Here is a 25138-nt window from a genome sequence, read left to right as displayed (position 1 = left end):
ATGGCACGGCGCCGTCCAGCGACCACCCATGGCGCCGTCATCGTCGACAAGCCGTCGGGACCCACTTCGCATGACGTGGTGGGCATGCTGCGGCGCCGCTTCGGCGAGAGACGCATCGGCCACGCCGGCACGCTCGACCCGTCCGCGACGGGGGTTCTTGTGATTGGCATCGGCAATGCGACCCGGTTGCTGCGATTCGCTACCGCCTCCCACAAGAGCTACGAGTGCGAGATCGTGTTCGGCGTCGAGACCAGCACCCTCGATGCTGCCGGCGAGCCGGTCACGACCTGGTGCATGGATCTGGATCCGGCCGATGTTGCCGCTGAAGCTGCGGGCTTCATCGGCACGATCTCGCAGCTGCCGCCGATGGTGTCTGCAGTGCGCGTCGGAGGCCGCCGCTTGCACGAGATCGCCCGCTCGGGGCAGAGCGCAGAACGCGCTCCACGCGATGTCGAGGTGTACCGCTTCAAAGTGGACCGCACCGACGACCCGCTCGTCTACCGGGCCGTGGTCGACTGTTCCGCCGGCACCTATGTGAGAACTCTCGGTGCCGACTTGGGTACTGCGCTGGGAGGCGGGGCGCATATTCGAGCGCTGCGGCGCACGCGCAGCGGCTCGTTCACGCTGTCCGAGGCGGGTCCTCCGACCGAGGCCGAACTGCGAACCCCCCTCGAGCTGGTGCGGGATCTGGCGCAGATTCTCGTGTCCGATTCAGAGGCAATTCAGGCCAGAAGCGGTGTCCATCTCGTGGACGCTCGCTACGACGGCCCCGGTCCGTGGGCGCTGGTCGACCCCACCGGAGCGCTCGTGGCCGTGCATGAGCGCGTCGACGGGCGACTGCGTGCCACGGTCTTGCCGTCGTGATCCCGCAGTGATCTCTGGGCGATCCCGTAGCGATCCCGCAGTGATCCCGCAGTGATCCCGCAGTGATCCCGCAGTGATCCCGCAGTGATCTCCGGGCGGGCGGACTCGCACGGGCCCGGCGTGAGAGGGCGCCCCAATAGGCACACCGCCCGCGGTCGAACCCATTGCTTCCCGCTCTTGTTCGCTGCGCTCACGGGCCGCTCGGGCCACGGCTTCGCCCATCGGCTCAGCCTCTGAGTAGCGTTGCGCGCATGGAGGTCATCCGCGACTTGGATTGGTGTCCGGTGCTCGACCACGGAAGCGTCGCGACGGTGGGGGAGTACGACGGCGTCCACCGCGGGCACCGCACGGTGATCTCAGAGATGCATCGTCTGGCCGCCGAGCGGGGCTGCGCCACAGCGGTCGTGACCTTCGACCGTCACCCCGCCACCGTGGTACGACCGGAATCGGCACCGCCGCTGCTGTGCAATCTCGGCCACAAGCTGGAGCTGCTGGCCGAGACCGGCGTCGACTTCACGCTCGTTGTGACCTTCGATGAGAAGCAGGCAGCGGTTCCCGCTGAGCAGTTCGCCCACGAGATCCTCGTCAACTGCCTGTCTGCTCGTGCCGTGGTCGTCGGTGCGGACTTCCATTTCGGCAAGGGACGCCGAGGCAACATCGAGACCCTGCGACAAGTCGGCGCTGAGTACGGCTACGAGGTGGTCGGGCTGCCGCTGGTGAAGCAGATGACCGGCGACGGCGACATCATCTCGTCCACGTCGATCCGCGAGGCACTTGCTGCCGGCGATGTGGAGCGAGCGCACCGGCTGCTCGGTCGGCCGTTCGAGGTGCGCGGAGTCGTCACCCTCGGCGACCGTCGCGGCCGCCAGATCGGGGTGCCCACGGCGAACCTGCCCACGACCCCGGACCTGCAGATTCCTGCCGATGGTGTCTACGCCGCCTGGTACGTGCGACCTGATGGAGCGCAATACCCGGCTGCAGTCAACATCGGCCGCCGGCCGACGTTCTATGAGTTCGCAGAGCGTTCGCTGATCGAAGCGCACCTGATCGGCTTCCGCGGCGATCTCTACGACGAGACGGCCAAGCTGCGATTCGTCCGCAGGCTGCGGCCCGAGCGGCGCTTCGACGGCATCGATGAATTGAAGACCCAGCTTCGCCGCGACATCGAAGACGCGGCCAAGTGTCTGCACACCTGAGGTGTGAATCAGAGCTCGCAGCCTGACTGACCGCGGCGTTGCGCCAGCGCAGATAGTCGTGCAGGCGGCGGGCGCGGATATAGCGCAGCGCTGCGAGGGTGTTGGCGGTGGGCTTGCGGATGCTCCACGGACATCAACCCACCACACGTATCCGGATACAGAACTAGTGCCGTGTCAGGCAACGTTTGCGTGGGTGGCCTTGTCTTGAGCCAAGGAGTTCAGCCAAGGAGTTCAGCCAAGGAGTTCAGCCAAGGAGTTCAGCCAAGGAGTTCAGCGAAGGAGTTGAGCTAGCCGCTCGCTGACCGCCGAAACGAACTGGGTGGCAGTCTCGCGCCGTGGGTGTGGGCCGCGGTTGGTTGCTGTCATGGCGGCTCGGTTCCCTGGGTTCGGCTGTCGGTACCACTGCGGGTGGTATCGGTGCGGGGTTTGGTGGTGCGTCGGCGGGGGGTGTCGTCCCTGTCGCCCGCAGCGCTGGCAGCGTTCGCGCGGTCGGTGCCACTGCGGGTGGTGCCGCTGCGGCTGGTGGCGGTGTTGTTGTCGGTCCGGGGTTTGGCGGCCCATTGCCGGGTGGCGTGGTGTTGGTGGAGGCGTTGGTTGTTGTTGTGGAGCTTGTCGTGGCAGTCGCCGCATGAGGCGTATCTGACTCTTCGCGACGGATCGGGTTGGGATTCAGGCCGTATCCGATGGTCGCTGGCGGGTTGTGGTTGGTGAGGGTAGTCGGCGGGTTCATCGCTGGCTCCGGTGCCAGGCTCGGCGTTGTTCGTCGGCGTTTCGCATGCCGTGGGTGCGGGCTGCGCGGATGGTGTCGCCGCGGCCGTGGTGTTCGTCGTTGGGGGTGACGTAGCCGATCGCTTCGTGCAGCCGGACGCTGTTGTGGTGGACCCGGACGCGTTCGAGTTCGGCGGCGAGCACGGCCGGGTCGGTGATCGTGGTCAGGTGTGGGTGCTCGCGTTTGACGTGGCCCCACAGCGACTCGATCCACGCCTGGTCGGTCGGGGTCGACGGGCGACCGAAGTGTTGGGCGATCGAGCACAGCGCCATGAACCGGCGGGTCTCGTTGGCGTGCATCTCGGTCCCGTTGTCCGAGACCGCCAGCAGCAACGGCGCCTGGTCGCCGTCGGGGAGCGCGGTGTCGGGGTCGGTGAGGCGGGCTCGGAGCTCGTCGGTGAGCAGTCCCTCGTTGTCGAGCCCGCGGCTGAACAGGACCCGGGCGGCGACCGAGTCCGGGTTGGCGGTGAGGCGGGTCGAGATCCGCTTGCGGGACACGAGGTCGACAATCGCGTACGCGTGCTTGGCGGCGACGCAGCGTTCGAACTGGGAGCCGTCCCAGCACCACAGCTGGTTCGGGTGCCACTCACACCAGTGCGGCCACGGCGTCTTCACGGTCCGTGCCGGTCGTGGAGCTCCTTGCAGGGCAAGGCCGTGACGGGCCAGCACCCGATCGACGGTCGACGGCGACGCCCACACCCGTTGCTCGTAGGAGCCGCGGTGAGCGAGCTTGCGATGCGACCGGTCCACGTCGCCCCACTCGTCGAACAACGCCAAGATCTCAGCCTCCTCCCACTCCAAGAGCCCGTGGATCGGGTTCCCGCCCGGGCGGGCGTCATCGAGCCCGCCCCCGGCTCGGCGCTGCTGCCACCGCCACGCCCGACCCCGGTCCAGCTCGACCACCGCGCACGCCCGGTTCAGCGTCCAGCCGGCATTGACCGCATCGTCGATCAAGGACAGCAACGCCGCCTTGGCGGTCCCATCGACACGGGCGGGAACCGGACCGCTCATCCCGGGCGCGATTTTCCCCGCAGCACCGCCAACTCGACGGCCTGCTCGACCACCGTCGCCTGGAGCCGGTCGACCTCGGCCCGCAACGCCGCGGCCTCCGACGCCTCCTGGCGAGACTGACGCGGCCGGCCCGGCCTCGACGCCCCCAGCGCCGCGATCGCTCCATCGCGGGCAACCGCTCGCAGCCGGGTGATCACCGACCGATCCACCCCAGCCTCGGCTGCGGCGTCGGCCTGGGAGATCTGCCCCGTCAGCATCCCCAGCCACAAGTCGTACTTCTGCTCTGCTGTCAGCATCCGCTTCGGCTTCCGCGGTGTCGATGTCATCGTTGACGGCCTCCATAATCAAGGCCAGCAACCATCTCAGATGCAGTCTGAAAGAACCGGGATCCCGTCGCGCGAAGTCAGACGCACCACACGAACTGGACGAGCTGCTACCGCCGCTCGAACTCTGTGTCACGGTCAGATCGAGGCCCTCGTTGGGGATGGTGGCGTAGTTGCCGGGGCCTTCGATCACATGGACGATCGTGAACCTGGAGCCGGTCACAGCACTATTGCCGCTCACCAGGACCTGCTGGGGCGTGTCCCAGTCGTCTGCCGGGAACGTGAGGCTGTCCGGTTCCACCGACAGACCGCCTCCTGCATAGATTCTCACGACTACGTCCGTCGACGATCCGGGGGGGTCACCGGGAGCTCTCACCTCAGGCACCTGGAACTGCGGCGACAAGCTGTTCTGTGTCACGCCAGGGTCGGGTGCACTGTTGAGACTGACCGTGTAGGTCGTTGTCCCGCGGTTGGTGACTGCCAGAGCCTCCGAGTGGATCTTGAGTCCGGGACCATCGTTGTCGGAGATCGCCACCTTGACGTCGCCGATACTGATGTTGTCGTACTCGGCGGCGCTGCCTGGAGCGATGTCGTGGGTGATCGTGGCCGTGTCGTTCACCTCGTCGTCATCCTCGGCCGCCGCAACTGTCACCTGGCGGGGCTGCTGCCAGTTCGAGGGTGTGAACGTCACGCTGGCGGTGGCATCGTCGTTGACGGTGACGCCGCCAGTTGCCGCGATGCCGATGGTCACGTCGGCTGTGGGCGCTCGTGCGAGCGACAGGGTGTAGGTACCGGTCTCGCCCTCGGTCACGGTCAGCAACGGCACTGACAGCACCACGGCATCGGTGTCGTTGTCGGTCACGGCGACGGTGACCTGGGCGGTGTCGCCCTGGTAGTCGGCGTCGGTCGAGGACGCGTTGGCGGTCACGATGACAGTGCCGTTGTCGGTGTCGGCGTCGTCGGTGCCTGACACGGTGACGGTCTGGGCGGTATTCCAGTTCGTGGCGGTGAACGTCAGCGACGCGCCTTCGGTGACGGTCGCGATGGCGGGGTCGGCGGAGGTCACCGCGACGGTCACGTCGTCCGAAGGCTCGCTGGTCAGCACGACCGTGAATGTGCCGGTGCCTTCCTCCACGATCCCGATCACAGCAGGCACAGCAGGCACAGCAGGCGAGACGCTCAGACCCGCTGTGTCGTTGTCGGTGACGTTGACGATGACGTCGGCCACGACGACCAGGGCGTATTCGTCGGCGCTGCCCGGAGCGATGGCATGAGTGATCGTGGCGCCGTCGGAGATGGCGTCATCGTCGTTGCCGGCGATCACCGTGACGGTCTGGGGCGCTGTGCCGTTATCGGGGGTGAAGACTAGCTGGGTGGGATTGGTGGTCACCTCGCAGCTCTCGGTGTCGCAGCTGACGGTGATGTCGATGGTCACGTCGCTGGTCGGCGGGTGCGACAGCGTGACGGTGTAGGTACCGGTGCCGATCTCCGGCACGTCCAACTCCGTGTCCATCTCGGTGGTCGCGGCAGTGTCTTTCACTGTGATTGCGGCGGCGTCCTTCTCGGTGATGGCAGCCGTGACCGAGTCGACGCTGATGCCGTCATAGTCAGGATCGCCGCTGACGGCCGTGTGGGTGAGCTCGACCGGGAGATCTGTGCCGGCATCGTCGTCCTCGGCGGCGGTCACCGTCACGATCTGCGCAGTGGACCAGTTCGCGGCCGTGAACGTCAGCCCGTAGTCGCTGTTCAGCGCGCCTCCGCCGAGGGTCAGGTCGCTGCCGTCGTGCCCGGCGATGGTGACGGTGACGTCTTCTCTTGGCTGCGAGCTCAGCGACACCTCATAGGTGTTCGAACTGCCCTCGGTCACCGACAGCTCGGTGGCCGACACGGTGACTCCGGCGGTGTCGTCGTCGTCGACGGCGACGGTGATCGAGTCGACGCTGATGCCGTTGTAGGCCGAGTCCGCGCTCTCGGCCACATGAATGAGCGTCACGTCGATCTCGTCGATCGCATCGTCGTCCTGGTTGGCGGTCACGGTCACGGTCTGCTCGGTGGACCAGTTCGCGGCCGTGAAGGTCAGCGTGACGTCGTTGCTCAGCGTGTTGCCGGTCACGGACACGTCGCTGCCGGTGTTGCCGATGATGGAGATGGTCACGTCTTCGGTCGGCAGCCGGCCCAGCGTGATCGTGTAGTCGCCCGAACCGCCCTCGACGAGTTCGAAGGAGTCGGTGGACACGAGCACTACGGCGGTGTCGCTCCCGACGATGCCGACGTCGTCGTTGTCGGTGATGGTGACCCTGACGGGATCGCCGGCGAGGTTGTTGTATTGGTTGTCGGAGCTGAAAGCGGTGTGGGTGAGGTTGACGGGTGCTTCGTCGTCGTTGTCGCCGTCGTCTGCAGCCGCGACGGTGACGGTTTGGGGCGTGTCCCAGTTGCCGGTGGTGAAGGTGAGTGCGTCATTGGACACGTCGCTGCCCGACAGCGACGCATCGGTGCCGCCGTGGCCGTCGATGTCGACGGTGACGCCCGCAGACGGCGCAGTGGCCAGCCTCACGGTGTAGCTCGCAGAACCTTCCTCCTCCACATCAATCGCGGTGGGGTCGATGACCAGCTCGGCTTCGTCGTCGTCGAGGATGGTGACCCCGACGTCGCTGATGATGAGGTTGACGTAGTCGGCGCCGGATGAGGAGTGGCTGATGTCGACTGCGCCGTTGCGGGCGTCATCGTCTTCATGAGCCGTGACAGTGACGGTCTGAGGCACATTCCAATTGCCGGAGTTGAAGGTGAGGTCGCGCGTCAGCGCGCCGCCAGACAGTGACGCGCCGGAGTTGGCTGGGACGGTGACGGTGACGGTGACGTCCGTGGCCGGTTGGGTGCCGAGCTCCACGGTGTAGCTAGCGGAGGCGCCCTCGTCGACGTTGATCGCGGGCGGATTGATGGCGAGGCCAGGGCTGTCGTTGTCGGTGATGGTGACCTTCACGAGGTCGTCAGTGAGATTGTGGTATTCGGTGTCATCGGTGCTGGTGGCGGTGTAGCGGAGGAAGACCTCGTCTTCGGTGGTGTCGACGTCTTCGTCGGCGTCGACGGTGACGGTCTGGGGCGTGTCCCAGTTGTTGGCGTCGAAGGAGAGTGCGTCACTGGATACGTCACTGCCTGACAATGACGCGTCGGTGCCGGAGTGGCCCGAGATGGTGACGGTGACCGCATCGGACGGCTCAGTGGCGAGTCTCACGGTGAAGTTCTGGAAACTCCCCTCGACAGCCGTGATTTCGGTGTGATCCACAATCACATCGGGGTTGTCGTCGTCGTCGACGGTGACCGTGATCTCCGGGTCTCCGACGCCGTTGTAGTCGCTGTCGCCGTTGCTGGTGATGGAGTGGACAAGGTCAAAGCTGCCGTCGCGGCCGTCATCGTCGTGGTCGACCTCGAAGGTGACGGTCTGGGGCGTGTCCCATTCATCGGGCTCGAAGGTGAGTGTGAACCCCACCACGTCGCCTAACATCGTCAACGAGGTGACTGGGTCTGACCCCAGGAGGACGAAGACGGTCGCTTGCGGCTCGGTGGCCAGCTGCACGGTGTAGCTCGCGGGCATTTCCTCGGTAACGGCAAGCACGAGGGCGTTGAGGCTGAAGATCAGCCCGGCAGGGTCGTTGTCGGTGACAGTGATCTCGACCTGGACAACTTCGACGAGGTCGTAGCCGGGGTCCAAACCGGCTGTTGAGTGATTGAGGTCGAAGATGTCGTTGCGGCCGTCGTCGTCGTGATCGGCCACGACGGTGATGGTCTTGGGTGTGTTCCAGTCATCGGGGGTGAAATTGAGAGTGTTCGTCTGCACATCGCCCATCAGCGATACGTCACTGCCCGATTGACCAGTTAGGACGACGACGACGGCCGTTTGTGGCTTGGAGGCCAGCCTCACGGTGTAACTGGCGGAATCCTCCTCGTCAACGGTGAGTTCGAGGGGGTCGATGTCGAAGATCAGCCCGGCCTCGTCGTTGTCGGTGATCGTGACGGTGACATCGCTGCCGGTCAGCCCTTCGTAGTCGTTGTCGCCGGTGCTGCTGGCCTCATGGGAGAGGGTGACTGTCTCGTCGTCGTCGTCGTCATCCTCGTCGGCGGTGACGACGACGGTCTGGGCCATGTCCCAGTTGCTGGGGGTGAAGGTGAGCGTGTCATTCGTGACACCTGTCAGCACCGCGCTGGTGCCTGCATGGCCCGTGACCTCGACGTCGACGTCCGCCTCCGGCTCGGTCGCCAGCTTGACGGTGTAGGTGTATCCCGTCGGGACGAGATAGATGTTGCCGTCCGGGACCGCGACCTCCCCCTCGGTGATGGCGAGATCGGTGGGTTCGATGATCAGCCCGGCCTCGTCGTCGTCTTCGATGGAGACGGTGACGGTGCTGCCGGTGAGGTTGTCGTAGTTGGTGTCACCAGTGCTGGTGGCGGTGTGGGTGAGGTCGATGGCTGCTTCGTCGTCGTTGTCGCCGTCTTCTTCGGCCGTCACGGTGACCGTCTGGAGGTTGTTCCAGTTCGATGTCGTGAACGTGAGGTCGCTGCCAGTGAGGCCAGAGCCCGACAGCGTCGCATCAGTGTTGTCGTGGCCCCCGATGGTGACCGTGACGTCCCCTGCCGGCGCTGCCGCCAGCTTCACGGTGTAGCTCGCGGAGTCCCCCTCCTCAATGTCGAGCTCGGTGGGGTCGATGATCAGCCCAGCAACCGTGACATCGTTGACATCGTTGACATCGATCAGCAGCGCTTGATCCGCGATCGGTGTCAGATTTCCGTTATTTGCCACTTGCTTGTGGACGAGTGGAATCTTCCAGTCCGCTGCAGACTGATCATCGAGTTGGGCATAATCGACGGGGCTGTCCGCATGGCTCGTGTCAAACTCAAAGTCCCCGCTGTCTGGAACTTCCGCGGCGGTCATGTACTTCAGCTCCACCGGCCTGGTCGACGGCTGCTGGTTTGTCGTCATGTACTTGAGTTCGACGAAGTACGTGGAATCGGGGTTCAAGGAGCACGTCTGGTTGGTCGTCCATGTATTGACTGCGTCCGCCTCAAACGTGGGAGGGGTGAGCTTGCCGCAGATGGGCGAATCGGGCTCGACCTTGCCGTTGGTTGTCTGCGAGTCGAGGATCCGCATTCGAAGGTGGAGTTCTGGAGTCTGTCCCGGAAGCGGATCGCCGATGCTGCCCAGCGCCATTGCGACGGAGGAGATCTGGTAGCCCCCCGTGTTCGATCCAGTGATGAAGGGCTGTTTCAGGATTTCCGGAGTCGTTGTGGACCCCGACATTTCGACCGCGCCTGCCGATGCCTGTTCGATGTTGGAGACACCCGCATCGGTGTCCACCACGGTCTGGGCCCCCGCAGAGTCGATCGGCATGAGGGTCGCAGCGGACACGACGGCGAGCGCGACTCTGGACAGCACCTGGCGAGACGGCCGCTTCATGGGCGATCTACGAATACGAGGTGCGGGGGGGGGGGGTCAGCGCGTGCCGCAAGTGCGCCCGCCGAGGGCTGGCGACGGACGCCTCGAATTCGTGATGCACGATATGGCCCACTCTCATGAGTAAAGGAGGATGTACAAAACGACAGCAGTGTATGAGTTCAGTTCACGTTCCTGCGCGATCCCCCCAACGGGATCGAACAGGCTCGCCTCGACGGCGCAGATGGCATGTGTTGTCCGCGCTGGTAGCCTCAGTTATGAGAGAGAAACATCAACAGGGCTGGGTCGACCAGCCGCGTTGCACCAGCGGGCACTCCACCCCAATGCGGCGCCACAACAGAGGGAATACAGCAACGGCATGAGTGCCAAGAGATCAAGCCCAGCGGCCTCGACAATTGACGAACATCGTCATTCGGAGGCCGACACCGGATCGCCCGAGGTGCAAGTAGCTCAGTTGAGCGCTCGCATTGAGCACCTCACCGAGCATCTCAATACCCACAACAAAGACCACCACACCCGCCGAGGGCTGCTGAAGCTCGTCGGACGTCGGCGCAGGTTGCTCGATTACCTGAACACCAACGACGTCGAGCGGTACCGAGCTTTGATCGCAAAGCTCGGCCTCCGGCGCTGACGCGGGTCTCCGGCCGCATCCGATCTCACATGCAGCGAAGGCCGCTTGCCGGTCGCTGCGACGGATGCAGGTCGGGGTCGCACAACCCCATGCATGGGCAACACCTGATGAACATCAACCAACAGGCGGGAAGGTCCCGTCACCACAACAGGAGCAGACATGGCTGAAGCCATTTCGGTCACCGGTCCCATCGCGGGCACCGACAAGACCATCACCTTCGAGACCGGCGTGCTCGCCGGCCTCGCCAACGGGGCGGTCACGTCCCGAATCGGCGACACGCAAGTGCTCGTCACCGCAACAGCGTCAAACCGTCCACGCGACGGCGCGTCGTTCTTCCCGCTCACCGTCGACATCGAGGAGCGCATGTACGCGGTAGGCCGGATTCCCGGTTCGTTCTTCCGGCGAGAGGGGCGTGCGTCCGACGATGCGATCCTGACTTGCCGGCTGATCGACCGCCCGCTTCGTCCGAACTTCCCGAGCGACTACCGCCACGACACCCACGTGGTGGGCACGATTCTCGGCGCCGACCACGTCAACCCGTACGACCTCGTGGCGCTGAACGGTGCGTCGGCGGCCCTGTGGCTGAGCGGCATCCCGTTCGAGTGCCCGCTCGCCGGCGTGCGGATCGCTTACTCCACCGACGGCGAATGGATCCCGTTCGCCACCCACGAAGAGTCCGACGCCGCCACGTTCGAGATGATCGTGGCCGGTCGCCAGCTCTCCAACGGCGACATCGCCGTGATGATGGTCGAGGCCGGCGGCACCGAGAAGTCCTTCTCGTACTACGCGCAGGGCGCACCGAAGGTCACCGAGGAGGTGCTCGCGAGCGGACTCGAGGCCTCCAAGCAGTGGATCGACGACATCATCGAGATGCAGAAGTCGCTGCGCCGGTTGGTCGAAGAAGCCTCCGGCCCGATCCAGCCAATGGAGTACACCTCCACCAAGGACTGCTCCGACGAGGTGCTCGATCGCGTGCGCGAAGTCGCCGGCGATCGCATGCGTGAAGTGATGGCGATCGCCGACAAGGCCGAACGCGAGGCCGCACAATCCGAGACCAGCAAAGCAGTGATTGCCGAAGTTGCCGAAGAATTCGCGGACCTCGACAGCGCCAAGGATCAGATTTCCTCCGCCGTCAGGTCGCTGTCGAAGGAGATCGTGCGAGAGCGCATCGTGGCGGACGGCTTCCGCATCGACGGGCGGGCAACCGATGAGGTTCGGCCGCTCTCGTCGGTTGCGGGCTACCTCGGGCGCACCGCTCACGGCTCGGGGCTGTTCCAGCGCGGCGAGACCCAGGTGCTGAATGTCACCACCTTGGCGATGTCCCGGATGGAGCAGATCGTCGACACCCTGAATCCTGCCGACCGGCGCCGCTTCATGCACCACTACAACTTCCCGCCGTACTCCACCGGCGAAGCCGGATTCATGCGCGGCCCCAAGCGGCGCGAGATCGGGCACGGCGCACTCGCTGAGCGCGCCATCTTCCCGGTCGTCCCGTCCAAGGAAGACTTCCCGTACACCATCCGGCTGGTGTCCGACGTGCTCAGCTCCAACGGCTCCACCTCGATGGGCTCGGTGTGCGCAGCGTCGCTGTCGCTCATGGACGCCGGCGTGCCGATCATCGATCACGTCGCCGGTGTGGCCATGGGCCTCGTGTACGCCGACGGTCAGTACGTGACGCTCACTGACATCCTGGGCGCCGAAGACGCATTCGGCGACATGGACTTCAAGATTGCGGGCACCCAAGACGCCATCACCGCGCTCCAGCTCGACACCAAGATCGAAGGCATTCCCGCCGAGGTGCTGACCCAGGCGCTGGGCCAGGCCCGACAGGCTCGCCTGCAGATCCTCGAGGTCATGCGCGCAGCGATTGCCGAGCCGAGGCCCGACGTCGGTGAGATGGCGCCGAAGATCACCAGCTTCGAGATCCCGATCGACAAGATCGCAGAGGTCATCGGTCCGCGCGGCAAGGTCATCAATTCCATCCAGGAAGAGACCGGCGCCGACATCAATGTGGACGATGACGGCACGGTCGGCACCGTGAGCATCGGCGCTACCGACCGTGAGGTGGTGGCAGAGGCCGAGCGGCAGATCCGGCTCATTGTCAACCCGCCGACACCTGATGTTGGGGCGACCTATGAGGGCCGTGTGGTGAACATCACCAAGTTCGGCGCCTTTGTGAACGTGCTGCCCGGCACCGACGGTCTGCTGCACATCTCCAAGCTCGGCGGCAGACGCCGGCTGAGCTCGGTCGAAGAGGTGCTCGAACTGGGAGCCGTCATCAGCGTCATCGTCGAGGAGATCGATCCCAACGGCAAGATCAGCCTCTCGCCGGCCGATCCGACTCAGGTCGGGGGCAGCGAAGGCGACGCCGAGGGATCGAACGACGATGCCTCCGCGCCACGTCGGGACCGCGGTCGTGGGGGAGACAACGGCACACGCCGATCCCGTACGCCTGTGACAGCGGCAGTGACGGCGGGCGGTGCTGATGCATCGGCTGGTGCCGGAGATGGCGACGACGTGGCCCCGGCGAGCGGATCAGCGCCCAGCGGTACAGCCCGCGAGGACGTGTCGTTCGGCGAGCACTTCGAACAGATTGCGAAGGGCGTCTACGGCGACCTGGGACCGGAAGTCGAGCAAACCGGACGGGGTTCAGGCCGTCGCCGCGGCCGCCGCTAACGATTGAGGCCCAGCCCGCCGGCTGGGCCAACACATTTCGCAGGCACAGCAACTCGTTCCGCCCGCAACGGAGCGCGCCACTAGCGTGACGTCGGTGAGAGTGCTGGTATTCGGCGCCGGCGGGCGCATGGGCGCCACCGTCTGCGAGGCGGTCGCCGCCGACGCTGACCTAGAACTCGCAGCCGCGGTGGACCCCGGTGCGCCGGGTCAGCGCGACGTCACTGACAGCATCGACATCGTGGCGTCTGCCGCCGAGGTCGATCCGGCCAGCGTCGACGTTGCCATCGACTTCACGGTTGCTGCAGCAGCCCGGGAGAACCTGGCGTGGTGCGCGGCGAACGGCGTCCACGCCGTGGTCGGCACCAGCGGCCTCGATCCCGACGACTACGAGCGGTGCCGCGCTGCGTTCGTCAGCAGCAATTGTCTCATCGCACCGAACTTCGCCATCGGGGCGGTGCTCATGATGCGGTTTGCTGAGCTCGCCGCACCCTTCTTCCCGACAGCAGAGGTCATCGAACTCCACCACGACAACAAGGTCGATGCGCCCTCGGGCACTGCCATGCAAACCGTGCGCGCCATGGCCGAGGCCTCGGACGACTGGGGCCCTGATCCCACTCGCGACGAGGTGCTGCCCGGCGCCCGAGGCGGCAAAGGACCCGGTGGCATCCCCGTGCATTCGATCCGGTTACGAGGGCTGGTGGCACACCAACAGGTGCTGCTGGGCACGGCGGGGGAGACGCTGACGATCCGCCACGACAGCCTCGACCGGGTGTCGTTCATGCCAGGCGTCTTGCTTGCTTGCAAGGCAATCGCCGATCATCCCGGCGTCACGATCGGCCTCGACCAGTACCTCGGGCTCTAGCAGCCCGCTCGAAAGATCACCGCAGAATGTGCCGCGAGCCGGCTCCTCGCTGTTCGGCACGACAGCATCGGCCACGAAAATTGGTTCGCACGAGGAGTGCTCACCTCCGTGCTCTCGCTCGGTGCCACGTGAAGCGGAACGCCATCCCGACAAGGATGTCAACGCCGCCATCGAGGCGATGAGTGAGGCAGGTTGCACCGATGCCAGCATCGGGCACCGCACCGTGGAGTTCGACCGCGAGGCCTCGACTCGTTGAGACGCTATCCAGCAGGCGATTCGGAACGTCAGCACGGTTCCGGGACTTCGGGTCGTCGACGTCCGCGACAGCATGGATGCCGTGCCCTCAGAACTCACCGTGCCCGCCTTCACGTAGCCCTCATGTTGTCGCCACAGCGTCGGTCAATCCAGCTCGATGACGGTGGCGGAGATGGCGGGGCGGCGTTGGGTGTGGGTGCCGCTTGGCGGGCAAACACCAGCCGCCTACGCTGCGAACCACCAACCGACAACCACAACCAACCAACACCCATAACAGCTGGACCAACTAACGGGTCCCCGTCAACTACGGCGCGGAAAAGCAGATTCAAGAGTTCGACAAGAATGGCTTTTGTGATTGGATCTGCACGGAATGCAGTGATGCAGAGTCTGCGTGCTTGGCAGTGTCGAGCCAACCGCGCGAGGCCACCGCGGGCGGCGCAGCCAGCCGGCCCGCGCGGTCGACCGCAACGGTGACGTGCACGCAGCCAGCGGTGAGTGCCGGCCGCTCGGCGACCACCTCGGCGTCGAAGTCGTCGAGGGTGCCGTCCACGAAGTGATTCGGCGCCGCCACCCCAGCGGCCACACGGAACTCCGTGCCGTCGAGCGTCAGATGGGCACCGTCGGTCAGCGTCAGCACTCGATCGGCGGGCGTCCCCATCTCACGAGCCAGACCGGCGTGGCGCGCCAGCATGTGGAATTCGCCCTCGATGGGGACGAATCAGCGCGGGCGACAGGCCGTGTGCAGCTTCATGATGGGCGATCTTGCCGTTGCTGTCGTCGTCGGCGCCGTGATCGGTTGGCTGGCTCTTACCGACGCCCGCACGATGCGCGTCCCGGTTCGGACCATTCAGATGCTCACGATCGCAAGCATTGCCGGTCTCACGCCCCTCAGCGATGTTGCTGGCTCACCGTCTCCATCTACTGGAGCGGCGGCAGGGGCCATGGTTGTGACTGCGATCCAAACACTCCCGCGCATCGTCAGTCGGCTCAGGGGAAGCGACCTGCTGGGGTTCGCCGAGGTCCGGCTTGCAGTCCCGTTCGGCTGGACGCTCGGCTGGTTCAGTGTGGGCATCGCCGTTGTCCGGCTGAGCGTCGCCTTGGTCGTGGGCCTCAGCGCCGCTCAGTTGAGCCGCGTCGCATTCGTCCTCGTACTGTGTGCCGGCTACTGGTTGACGCTGACGTGGGCAATTGCAGTTTCGCCCTGACTGACAACACGATCATCGATCGGACACCGGTCCCGACTTCGGTTGAAGTGAGACGCGGAGTCGGGGCGGCGACTCGGATGACCTGGGTCCGCACACGCTGAGGGTCTATCGCGACCACCAGGATCTAGACCCGTTCATCGCCGGCCGACCCTGTCAACGGAGGCCGGCAATTTCGCGATCGGTCGCCATAGCGTTGACACTTCCTTGTCCTGCGCGCCTTCATCTACGCGTGGGCGCTCGAGCGAGGACGACGTGAAGCAGTGACGGGCTACTTGCGATACCACCCGGTAGTGGGGGACGCGGACCGCGAAGTCGCTTCCGTGCGGCCGCGTCGGATGTTGGTCGTGGGTGAGCGCGTCCCGGACTCGGTTTCCATCTCCACCACCGCGCGCAGGCGTGACGCCGATGAGGTTCAGCTACCGATGGGTATCTACGTGTTCGACGACGGAGCACAGGTCGAGGTGATGGTCGTAGCCGAAGGCGGTGCCCCGGCCACACCCGCCCAGATCGATTGGATGGCGGAGTCGCATCCGCTCCTCGCTGCCTACGACTGGATGGGCGCCTGGTGGGACGACGCAGACAACATCGCCCCGCCGCTCTTTGAGGTCAACTCACCTGCCGTGACGCGGGGGCCTGGACAAGAGGCGGTTGTGCGTCGCCGCGACTACGACCGTGGCCAGTGGTGGTACCGCATTCGTGTCGAAGGACGCACCGTCAACGTCGCTGAACGCAATCTCCAGCATCCGCAGATCGACGACGATCCCTACGAGTGGATTGCGCGCTCACCGGCTCATGCTGACCGCTTTGCGGCCACGCTCACTCGAGCGAAGCTCCGAGAGCAACTCACGGACACGGTCTACTCCTTTCGTGCCACCAAGACGATCTTCCGCGCGTATCAGTTCCGCCCGGTCATCCGACTTCTCGAGACAGGCCAGCTCCGCCTTCTGATCGCTGACGAGGTCGGGCTCGGGAAGACCATCGAAGCCGGACTCGTTTGGACCGAACTCGATGCCCGGCGGCAGGCCGACCGCGTTCTCGTCGTCTGTCCCTCGATGCTCGTTCCGAAGTGGCGCGCGGAGATGCGTGAGCGCTTCGACTACGAGCTTCAGGACCTCGACCGCCCCCGGCTCGATGAGCTGCTGGAACGAATCGACGAGGACCGGATGCCATCGCGGTTTGCTGGCGTCTGCAGTCTCGAACGGCTGCGGGTGTGGTCCGGTCTCGAGGATCTCGCCGAGCTTGCCCCGCGATTCGATCTTGTCATCGTCGACGAGGCGCACGCGTTCCGCAATTCAGAAACCAGGAGCCACGCGTTCGGAGCGCTGCTGTCAGACTGGGCTGACGCGCTGATCTTCCTGTCGGCAACGCCGCTGAACCTGGGGAACGACGACCTCTTCAGCCTGCTCCAGCTCCTTGCTCCCGGCGAGTTCGACAACCGATTCGTTCTGGAGCAGCGGCTGGAGCCCAACGCTGTGCTCCACGCTCTGAGCGCCAGCTTCTTCGAAGCCGACGTGACGAATGCCGAGCGCCTTCGGCGGCTGAGGGCCGTCGAGTCACTGGACTTCGGTCCCGCCGTATCTGTCCGACCGGAGTACCGCGAACTGGTGACACTTCTCCAAAGCGAGACCTTGCTGGCACCCCAGATCGCCCAAGCCAAGCGGCTCATCGGCCAGCTCCACGCGCTCTCCGCCGTCGTAACGCGCACGCGCAAAGTCGAAGTGCAGGAGCGGAAGGCGGTGAGAGAAGCAGTCCCGATTTCCGTCGAGTGGACCGACCCGGAGGCCGAGTTCTACGCCGCATTCGAGCGGTGGCAGATCGATCGGGCCAGAGCCTTGCGGCTGCCGGTCGGCTTCGTGACCCAGATGCCTCTTCGCCTTGCGAGCACCTGCCTTCCAGCAGCCCGGGACCGGGTCTTGAACTGGCGAGACGAGCTGGGGGACGAAGACCTCGACGAAACAGACGACGACGTTTCGTGGGACATCACGAGTCCCCCGGCCGAGGTGCTTGAGCTAGCGCGCAGCTTGGGCGAGGTCGACACCAAGTTCGATGCCTTCCTAGCGCATCTCCGGCCAGTCGTCGAGAGCGGTCGTCGAGTGCTTGTGTTCACTTTCTCTCGGCGCGCGTTGGCGTACCTCAGCGAACGACTGAGCGTGGACTTCCGCATCGCGGTCATGCACGGCGGGGTCGGCCGCGAGGCCCGGCACGACATCATGCGAAGATTCCGCGACCACGACTTCGACGTTCTCCTTGCGAGCCGAGTCGCGAGCGAGGGCCTCGACTTCGAGTTCTGCTCGGCCGTCGTCAACTACGACCTCCCTTGGAATCCAATGGAGGTCGAGCAACGGATCGGCCGAGTCGACCGATTCGGTCAGATGGAGGAGAAGATCCTCGTCCTCAACTTCCACACACCCGGAACCATCGAGTCCGACATCATCGAACGAGTGCATCAGCGGATCGGCGTCTTCACAGACTCCATCGGTGAGCTCGAACCGATCCTCCAGTCGCGGATGGGAGATCTGCGCCGTGCAATGTTCGACTTCTCTCTGACAGAGCCCGAACGCGAACGCCGGCTAAACGAGATGCTGGCGGCGATCGAGGAACAGCGGCTCGCGATCGACGACATCGAAGTCGCAGCCTCTTTCCTGTCTTCGACCGACACGGCAGAGATTGACGGTCTGGAGGAAGACCTCCTCGAGTCCGGCCGGTATATCGGCCAACCCGAGTTGGTCCACCTGCTACGCGATTGGGCCGCGGGCGCACCCGGAGCACACTGCGAGGTGGACAGCGGCGGCACCCACCTCACGCTCCGAGGTAACGCAGCGATGGAGCAGCACCTACGAGGTGTGCAGTCTGCAGGTGAGCGATCACGAACCGAGGTTGACGAGCTGGCCAAGGCGATGCTCGACGAAAGTGACGTGGTGCTCTGTCTCGATCCGGAGCACGCTCGCAAGACGGGCCAGCACCTCCTCTCTGCCACCAATCCGCTGGTGCGAGCGGCGCTTCGCGTCCCCGGTTCATCTCAGGCGCGCTTCGGTCATATTGGAGTCAAAAGCAGCGCTGTCACGCCGGGCTCGTACCTCGTCCTCGTGGCTGTGGCCAGATGGGACGGGCTCCGGCCGTCGGTCGAGTTCTGGACGGCGGCGGTCGACCTAGGTACGGGAGTCCTGACGAGTGAGGACGTCGGGTCGGCGGTTTTGGCTGCGCTCGCAGAGTCTCAGCTTGAAGAGCAGGAGGCGCGGATTGGCGTGGATCTCGCCGCCAGTCTCAGGGAAGCCGAGCGTTCGCTTCGGCGACGACAAGAGGAAGAGTCCCATCGTCGCCAGGCGATGAACACCGCGCTCGTTGAATCTCGGCGTATCAGCCTGCGGGAAACCCACGCTCGGAAGGTTGCCCAGATCGAGCGCCGCATTGAGACCCTGAAGGAGAGAGGGAGCACCGGGGTGATCCACCTCCAGAATGCCCAGCGGTCGAATCAGGATCGACTGCTGCGGGAAGCCGAGGAACGACTCGAGCAGAGCCTTGATGGTCACATGGACGTCGAGACCATCGCAGTTTGCGTCGCAGAGGTAACAACCCAGTGACTGATACGACACACGAACAAGACCACCAAACCGTCTTGGACGCCGAGCGCGCCGTCAACGAGCAGTATCTGAGCGAAATCGAGCGCCTGCTCGACGAGCAGCCCCACCTCGTCAAGCAGATCGCCGTCGTCCAGAGTCAGCAGTGGACCACCACTTCGCTCCCGCGACCCGGCATCGACCGCGGGGCGACAGCTGCCGTCATCGGCCGAGTAGCGCTTGAGGACGGCCACTCCTACTCCGACATGATGGGCCCGACCTTTTACATTGCCGGCTGGCACGTGGAAAAGGACGGGTTCGAGACGGTCAACTGGGCTGCCCCGATCGCAAGCCTGTATTTCGAGGGCCGCTGTTCGGGGCACGAGATTGCGTCATCCGTGACCGGGCGACGGACGTTCGTACTTCACCTCACCGACCTCGTCGATTACTCCGATGAGATCGAGACCGGCGCCGCAGACCCCTTCAAGAGCCAGGTATGTGCCCTCGAGATCCCGACGGCGCCGACGCGACGCCGGAAAACGGTTCAACCGACTGATGAGGAGCAACCCCCGCCGGCGCCAGAGGCCGCTGCGCTCGACGATTCGCCGACGCCAGAGGCCGCTGCGCTCGACGATTCGCCGACGATCGAACCGTCTGAGCCAGTCGCCGCCGAGACCGCGAGGGAGGTCGAGACTCGCCTGGAAGACCTTCGTGCGGCCGATGCGGTTGTCAAGGTCATGCAGATGCCGAAGCGGGGCCGCATGGGTGCGGTTCTGCCGACGATGCAGCCCGACCAGTACCAGCTTGTTGCCGCCGCCGGCAACCGAGGGCTGGTGGTGCAGGGACAGCCGGGCACAGGCAAGACCGTTGTCGCTGCCCACAGAGCCGTCTACCTCACGAGCAGTGAGCGAGAGTCTGAACAGATCGCTCGCATCGCGATCGTCGGACCGTCCGATCACTACGTCGAGCACGTGACGCCGATCATCTCTGAATTGAAGGAGCCGGGGGCCGAGATCCGGGTCCTCAGTCTTCCGGCCCTGCTGCGCAAAGTCGCCGAGCTCCGGTCCAATCTGAAGCCGGGAACCATCGGACGGATCGAATCGTCCTGGGCCCTCGGCAGGACAATCGACCACTTTGTGAGGTCGATGGCTGACCGTCCCACGTCGGGTCGCATGGAACAACGCATTCGTCGCGTCGTCGAGGCCATGAAGCACGCCAACGAATCCGAGATCGCTGACGCCGAGATCCTGGCTGCGCTTCGAGGTCTCCCCAGCTGGCACGAGATCTCAGGGCAGGTCCGCTATCTGCCGATGCTTGCCACGGTTGCCTTGTCGCTCGACCCCCGCGCGATTGGTGAGCGGATCGGGCACCTGATCGTCGACGAGGCGCAGGATGTTCGCCCCCTGGAGTGGCGCATTCTCACTAGTTCGTTGCTCGAGCATGGCGGCTCACTCTCGCTGTTCGGAGACATGAATCAGCGGCGATCCGACTGGACTGCGGCGACTTGGCAGGAACTCGTAGTGGATCTTGAGATGACCGACGACACAGGGCACTGCGACGTCCGCGTGCTCCAGATGGGCTACCGGTCGACGCGGCAGATCCTCCGGTTCGCAAACCAACTGCTGCCACGCGGTGAACGGGGGGAGCAGGCGCTTCGAGACGGACCGCAGCCCACCGTTAGGAGGGTGTCCGCCGGCGAACTTGCCTCTGCGGCCGTCGACGCGGCAATCGACCTCACCAACCGCCACACGGGGATGGTGGCGGTCATCTCCACCGAGCCGAGGCCGCCGTCGGTCGAGTTCCGAAAGCGCGGTTGGGTTCGCGGCCGATATCAACACAGCTGGACGTGGGACGGTGCGACGGTCGTCATCCTCCACCCCGACGAGGCGCGCGGGCTTGAATTCGACGGTGCGGTAGTCGTAGAGCCCGGGGACTTCCCTGAGAATGTCGGAAGGCAGGGCGTCCTCTACACGAGCCTGACCCGCGCCAACAAGGAGCTCGCCGTCGTCCACGCCCGGCCGCTTCCTCGCGGTCTCCGCCCGCCCCGTTGAGCGCCTCCGAGCGGCGATCCGTCGTGAGCAAGTGACGTAGGGTCACGTCGGCCACGACGGAGGCTGTTGGCGGCGAGGATGGACAACGACTGGACAAACATCAGACGCCAGCTCGGACCCGAGTTCAACTATGGACCAGGACACTGGTTCTGCGTGCGACACGAAGACGTCCTGCGGGAGGACGGCTACCCCTACTCCGAGAAGCATTGGGGGACCGGTCGGCGTGTCGTCTTGGCAACTGAATATGGCCCGAATGCCACGCTCTTCGCGCGTTCCGCATCGGTCCCGTCGAGCTACGCGCACCCGGCCCACGATCACGCATCCGACTTCAGCCGCTGCCAGCTGGACGAAGATGGATGGATCAACTTTCGGATTCCCGTCGTCGTTCCCGTTTCGTCGCTCTGTGACGACAATTACTCCTGTGATGAGCCGGCGGAGTCGGCGCTCCACTCCGAGATGGAACGGGCCCTCCGACTGTGAGCTTCGACGAACTCCGGCGAGAGTGCCGCCGCGACGGCATCGGGCCGCTGTTTTGGGAGCTTCTTCTCGCAGTCTGTGGCCGGGTGGCGCGCAAGTACCCACCAGTGACTTTCAACAACAGCGAGGAGTGGTCGGAGGAGTCGCTTCGCGACCTTGCCCAGGAGGTGACCCTGCAGCGCCTCCTCGGCGAGAACCAGCTCGAGTACGTCCTCGACCTCGCCACGGACGAGGACTCTCTGGCGCGACTGCTTGCATTTCAGGTCCGGAGAGTACTGACACACCGACGGTCGATAACAGTGGTCGACCGGCTCTTGAACCGAATCGACAAAGAGCTCGAGGGCGACGCTTACGAGACCGTTCAGCTCGGCTCGGACCGGTTTGTCCAAGTCCGCGGCACCGCCCGCGATCCTCACGCCCTCACGGATGCAGAGGTCCGGCGCGCTGTCGCGCGCACCGGGCACGTGCCCCGGATCCCGTCCAACCCGAGTGGCGTACGCGAGTCGAAGGTCTTCAACGGCGAGAACCTGCGTCTCCTCCTCAGGGAGTTGCTCGACGAGTTCGAAGGCGTCCTCATCTCCGACCTTCGCAGGATTCTCGAGATCGCGTTGACAGCCTGGCTGCCAACGGTCCTTCGCGAAGGCGAGGAGAACTATCGCTCCCAGTCGACGCCAGATATCGAGCTCCAACGTGCCGCCATGCCAACCCTGATCGACGACGTCATCGCCCAACTCGACGACGCCCACCGGATCGTCCTGCTCGGCAAGAGCCAGGACATCTCGGACGGAGAGCTGGCTCGTCGCACGGGCTGTTCGCGGCCGTGGATCGCCGACCGTAAGTCCGAGGTTCTCGCGATCGTCGAACGTCAACTCATTGCAGAACTGCCGGAAGAGCTCCACGGCGAAGCTACGCGGGCGCTACTCGAGGAGCTGGCACGGCTCAACGATGAGCTAGATGGTCTGGAGGAAGGCACGGCATGACCGAAATCCCCGCCACCGTCCGATCTGCGGTCGAGGCCCAGCGCCGCAGCCAATATCTGGAGCCGGCGCGCTCGCTGAGCGATAGTGCGACGCGTCGAATCTCGAGAGGCGACGTGCGCATTGTGCAGCCTCCAATCCGGGAGGGCGCCGCCGGAACGCGGCGGCTGTGCCTTGTCGTCGGTGTCGATCCGACAAGCGAGTTCGCTGAGGTGGTGCTGGTCCACAGCGCTCCGGAACTCGCCACAAGCGTCGACGGCGTTGTTCCGAGTTCCACGAGCGGAGCGCCCTACGACGCCGTCGTCCAAACCGACCTTCGCGGTGTCGCTTGGACCTTCCAGGTCGATCGTTTGGTCGGCCGCCTGGACGAAAGATCTCTTGAGGCACTGAGCTCAATCGCACTCGGCAATCCGGCGACCGAGCGCGCCCAGGGCAACGAGATTTGGAGCGGATCTGCTCTCACTGGAGAGAGCGACCGTCGATGGGCATTCAAGGCCGATGAGGGGTCGGTGTTCCGCACTCTGACCCGCGAGTCCACAGCGGTACTCATCGACGGCGGCACCGTCTGGGAGCTCGACCCTGAGCTGCTGCGTAGAGGCCAGCTCGACTGTGCAACTGACGGCCCCGAAGTCGTTGAGGAGTTCTGGGAGTGGCGATCAACACGCCGGTCACGTCAGCTAACGATCTCCGACAACCTCTTGACTGAGATGCTGGCGCAAGATCCCCCGATTCTGGGCCCAGAGTCTGATCTTGCCTTGGAGCTTGCCACGCTCGCGTGGGAGCTGGCTGCCGAGGTCTCAACTGAGGCACCTGCTGGACGCTCCGACGTCACACGTAGCGGCCTGCTATCCGCAGGGGCTGTCCGCAGACCCGGTCATGACGCCTTCGACGAGGTACATCTCCTCGGGGAACGAATTGCAGGATGATCAGTCACCCGTACCAACTGCGAAGGATCGAGCTCCAGGACTTTAAGTCGGTTGCGCAGGCGTCGGTTGACCTGCGCCCGCTCACCGTTGTGGTCGGCGCCAACAGCTCGGGTAAGAGCACCCTGCTCCAGGCAATCTTGGCAGTCACGCAGGCCGTGCGAGCTGGTACGAGCACCGCAGAGTTCCCGCTGAACGGCGAGTTCGTCCGCCTCGGGACCTTCGATGAGACTCGCAACTTCCTGACTACGAGACCCGACGAACCGATGCAGGTTGCGTTCGAACTCGTCGACGCAGGTTCCCCAATTGGAAGGCTCCCGACCGAGGCAGATGAGGATGAGCAGCCACTCACACAGCTCCTCTGGCGGGCCTATCTCACCGATGCTGAATCTGCTGACGGAGAGGACGGGTCGACGAGCGGGTTCGCGCACCTGAGCGCTCTGCAGATCGAGATCGGTTCACTCTGGCCAGACAGCGACGGTGAGATCACCCGGCTGCTTTCGTGCGACGTCAGTGAGTTCACGACGGCATTGGATTCCTCGACTGACCTCCGCTTTATTGGCAGACGGGGCCGTCTGCCGTCCCTGAGTGGACGGGCCATCGGTGCGACAGGGCGCGTGCAGGACTGGGAGTCCGGTGCATCAAGCGCCATCGACGCCGTTGTCCTGGGAGGAGGAGTGCCTCGCTCCCTGCTGCGACGCGTTGGCCTGTTCGATTGGCTGGCAGCGGTCTGGTGGAACACAGCGCAAGAATTGCTGAGCGAGGAGCTGCGGGAACAGAAGGCTGAAGTTGCCGAGAAAGGGCAGCCGAGGAAACCTTCACCGGCAGCGATCGCTCAAGCCCGGACCGACCTCAAGTCACTCGATTCGAGCAGAGGGCTTCCAATCACCAGCGGATTCGAAACGTGGGGTGACGAGTTCGACCGGGTTCTGTATCGGCGGATCCGGCAGTTTTCGGCCGATCAGCGTCAAACGGTTGGCCGCAGCATGGTTCACTTGGGCGAGGCGACGTTCCGGCAGCTGCTGCGTGAGGCGCTGAGTGAGGAACACTGGATCGACGACGAGGTCCTTGTCGAACAATCGGGTCCAGCGGGCGAGGCGCTTGCTCGGTGCGGCCTCGCGTCGCTGCTCTTCTTCCGCTCGGCGGTGCGTTATCTCGGTCCTCTCCGCGAAGCGCCTCACGTTCTCTACGACCCCGGCCCGTCCAAGCTGGATCTGGGCGTGCGAGGTGAGTACTCCGCAGCGGTGCTCCACGCACAAGCGAATCGCACAGTGCTCATGCCGACGCCCACGGGTCATGGTGAACAACGCCGACTCGACGCAGCGCTGAACTACTGGCTACGCGAATTCGACTTGGCAGAGAACGCTCGATCGGAGGATCGGGGTCGCATCGGCATCGGATTGAGTGTTACGCCGAAGGGGCTCGAGCGTGAAGTCGACCTGACCTCTGTGGGGGTTGGCGTTAGCCAAGTCTTGCCGGTCATCCTCCTCTGCCTCCTCGCCGAGCCCGGCACGCTGGTCGTTCTCGAACAACCAGAACTGCATCTGCACCCACGGCTCCAGCAGGACCTCGCAGACTTCCTACTCGCCTGCTGCAGGTCTGGCCGCCAGATCGTGCTCGAAACGCACAGCGAGCATCTGGTCAATCGACTGCGGTACCGGATTGCTCAGGACGAGTCCAATGAAGCGCACGCCCTGGTCGGTCTCGTGTTCGCGGAGAACGAGGATGGCATCACCCGGTATCGCGAGCCGGAGATCAACGTGTACGGCGGTCTCGGCGAGGATTGGCCGGCGGGCTTCCTGGATCTGACCGCCAGGGAGGCACAGGAGCTCGTGCGCGAGAGTCTCGCCAAGCGGCAGAGAGACAATCCCCGCGACGAAATCGAACCCGGGCCAGCGCACCCTTGACGCCGATAC

Annotated in this window: 15 protein-coding genes; 13 read left to right on the top strand and 2 right to left on the bottom strand. The window is 64.9% G+C overall.

Annotated elements, in window-relative coordinates; all coding sequences use genetic code 11:
* Both truB and ACOQPH_RS10065 read left to right on the top strand, forming a co-directional pair.
* Positions 1-864 carry a tRNA pseudouridine(55) synthase TruB gene (gene truB / locus ACOQPH_RS10070; protein ID WP_420621268.1) on the top strand — a complete coding sequence of 288 codons (864 nt, stop codon included), beginning with the start codon at positions 1-3 and terminating at the stop codon, positions 862-864.
* 251 nt (positions 865-1115) lie between these two features.
* Positions 1116-2060, top strand: coding sequence for a bifunctional riboflavin kinase/FAD synthetase (locus tag ACOQPH_RS10065; protein WP_420621267.1), 945 nt, complete (start codon positions 1116-1118; stop codon positions 2058-2060).
* A gap of 726 nt (positions 2061-2786) precedes the next feature.
* Here the strand turns inward: ACOQPH_RS10065 and ACOQPH_RS10060 are convergent.
* Positions 2787-9611 (bottom strand): integrase core domain-containing protein, encoded by a 6825-nt coding sequence (locus tag ACOQPH_RS10060; RefSeq protein WP_420621266.1) that lies wholly within the window; start codon positions 9609-9611, stop codon positions 2787-2789.
* Positions 9612-9966: 355 nt separating this feature from the next.
* On the opposite strand from ACOQPH_RS10060, the gene rpsO reads away from it, so the two are divergent.
* The 4 genes from rpsO to ACOQPH_RS10040 all read left to right on the top strand — a co-directional run bounded on the left by rpsO (position 9967) and on the right by ACOQPH_RS10040 (position 14033).
* A complete protein-coding gene (rpsO, locus tag ACOQPH_RS10055) occupies positions 9967-10239 on the top strand; it encodes a 30S ribosomal protein S15 (protein ID WP_420621265.1) in 273 nt (90 codons plus the stop codon).
* 159 nt (positions 10240-10398) lie between these two features.
* Positions 10399-12915 carry a polyribonucleotide nucleotidyltransferase gene (locus tag ACOQPH_RS10050; protein WP_420621264.1) on the top strand — a complete coding sequence of 839 codons (2517 nt, stop codon included), beginning with the start codon at positions 10399-10401 and terminating at the stop codon, positions 12913-12915.
* 127 nt (positions 12916-13042) lie between these two features.
* Entirely contained in the window at positions 13043-13777 is a 735-nt protein-coding gene (gene dapB / locus ACOQPH_RS10045) for a 4-hydroxy-tetrahydrodipicolinate reductase (RefSeq protein ID WP_420624338.1), read from the top strand.
* Positions 13778-13898: 121 nt separating this feature from the next.
* Complete coding sequence (locus ACOQPH_RS10040) at positions 13899-14033, top strand: hypothetical protein (protein ID WP_420621263.1); 135 nt, start codon at positions 13899-13901, stop codon at positions 14031-14033.
* A 324-nt stretch (positions 14034-14357) separates the two neighbouring features.
* On the opposite strand, the gene ACOQPH_RS10035 is transcribed toward ACOQPH_RS10040, so the two are convergent.
* Entirely contained in the window at positions 14358-14723 is a 366-nt protein-coding gene (locus ACOQPH_RS10035; RefSeq protein ID WP_420621262.1) for a hypothetical protein, read from the bottom strand.
* Between ACOQPH_RS10035 and ACOQPH_RS10030 the strand changes: the two genes are divergently transcribed.
* The 7 genes from ACOQPH_RS10030 (at position 14722) to ACOQPH_RS10000 (ending at position 25129) form a co-directional block, all read left to right on the top strand.
* A complete protein-coding gene (locus tag ACOQPH_RS10030; protein WP_420621261.1) occupies positions 14722-15237 on the top strand; it encodes a hypothetical protein in 516 nt (171 codons plus the stop codon). The genes ACOQPH_RS10035 and ACOQPH_RS10030 overlap by 2 nt on opposite strands.
* Positions 15238-15581: 344 nt before the next feature.
* Complete coding sequence (locus ACOQPH_RS10025; protein ID WP_420621260.1) at positions 15582-18818, top strand: DEAD/DEAH box helicase; 3237 nt, start codon at positions 15582-15584, stop codon at positions 18816-18818.
* Entirely contained in the window at positions 18815-20845 is a 2031-nt protein-coding gene (locus ACOQPH_RS10020; protein ID WP_420621259.1) for an AAA family ATPase, read from the top strand. The genes ACOQPH_RS10025 and ACOQPH_RS10020 overlap by 4 nt, the downstream gene beginning before the upstream one ends.
* A gap of 78 nt (positions 20846-20923) precedes the next feature.
* The gene (locus ACOQPH_RS10015; RefSeq protein ID WP_420621258.1) at positions 20924-21325 is read left to right on the top strand and encodes a hypothetical protein; all 402 of its coding nucleotides are present in this window, start codon (positions 20924-20926) and stop codon (positions 21323-21325) included.
* Positions 21322-22302 (top strand): hypothetical protein, encoded by a 981-nt coding sequence (locus tag ACOQPH_RS10010; protein ID WP_420621257.1) that lies wholly within the window; start codon positions 21322-21324, stop codon positions 22300-22302. Before ACOQPH_RS10015 ends, ACOQPH_RS10010 begins: the two co-directional genes overlap by 4 nt.
* Positions 22299-23225 (top strand): hypothetical protein, encoded by a 927-nt coding sequence (locus ACOQPH_RS10005; protein WP_420621256.1) that lies wholly within the window; start codon positions 22299-22301, stop codon positions 23223-23225. The genes ACOQPH_RS10010 and ACOQPH_RS10005 overlap by 4 nt, the downstream gene beginning before the upstream one ends.
* Positions 23222-25129: an AAA family ATPase gene (locus tag ACOQPH_RS10000; protein WP_420621255.1), complete on the top strand. Its 1908-nt coding sequence runs from the start codon at positions 23222-23224 to the stop codon at positions 25127-25129. Before ACOQPH_RS10005 ends, ACOQPH_RS10000 begins: the two co-directional genes overlap by 4 nt.
* Positions 25130-25138 lie beyond the last annotated feature (9 nt).

The sequence above is a fragment of the Candidatus Poriferisodalis sp. genome, from assembly GCF_965221945.1.
GTDB lineage: Bacteria > Actinomycetota > Acidimicrobiia > Acidimicrobiales > Poriferisodalaceae > Poriferisodalis.
This window is presented reverse-complemented; position numbering and strand designations above follow the sequence as displayed.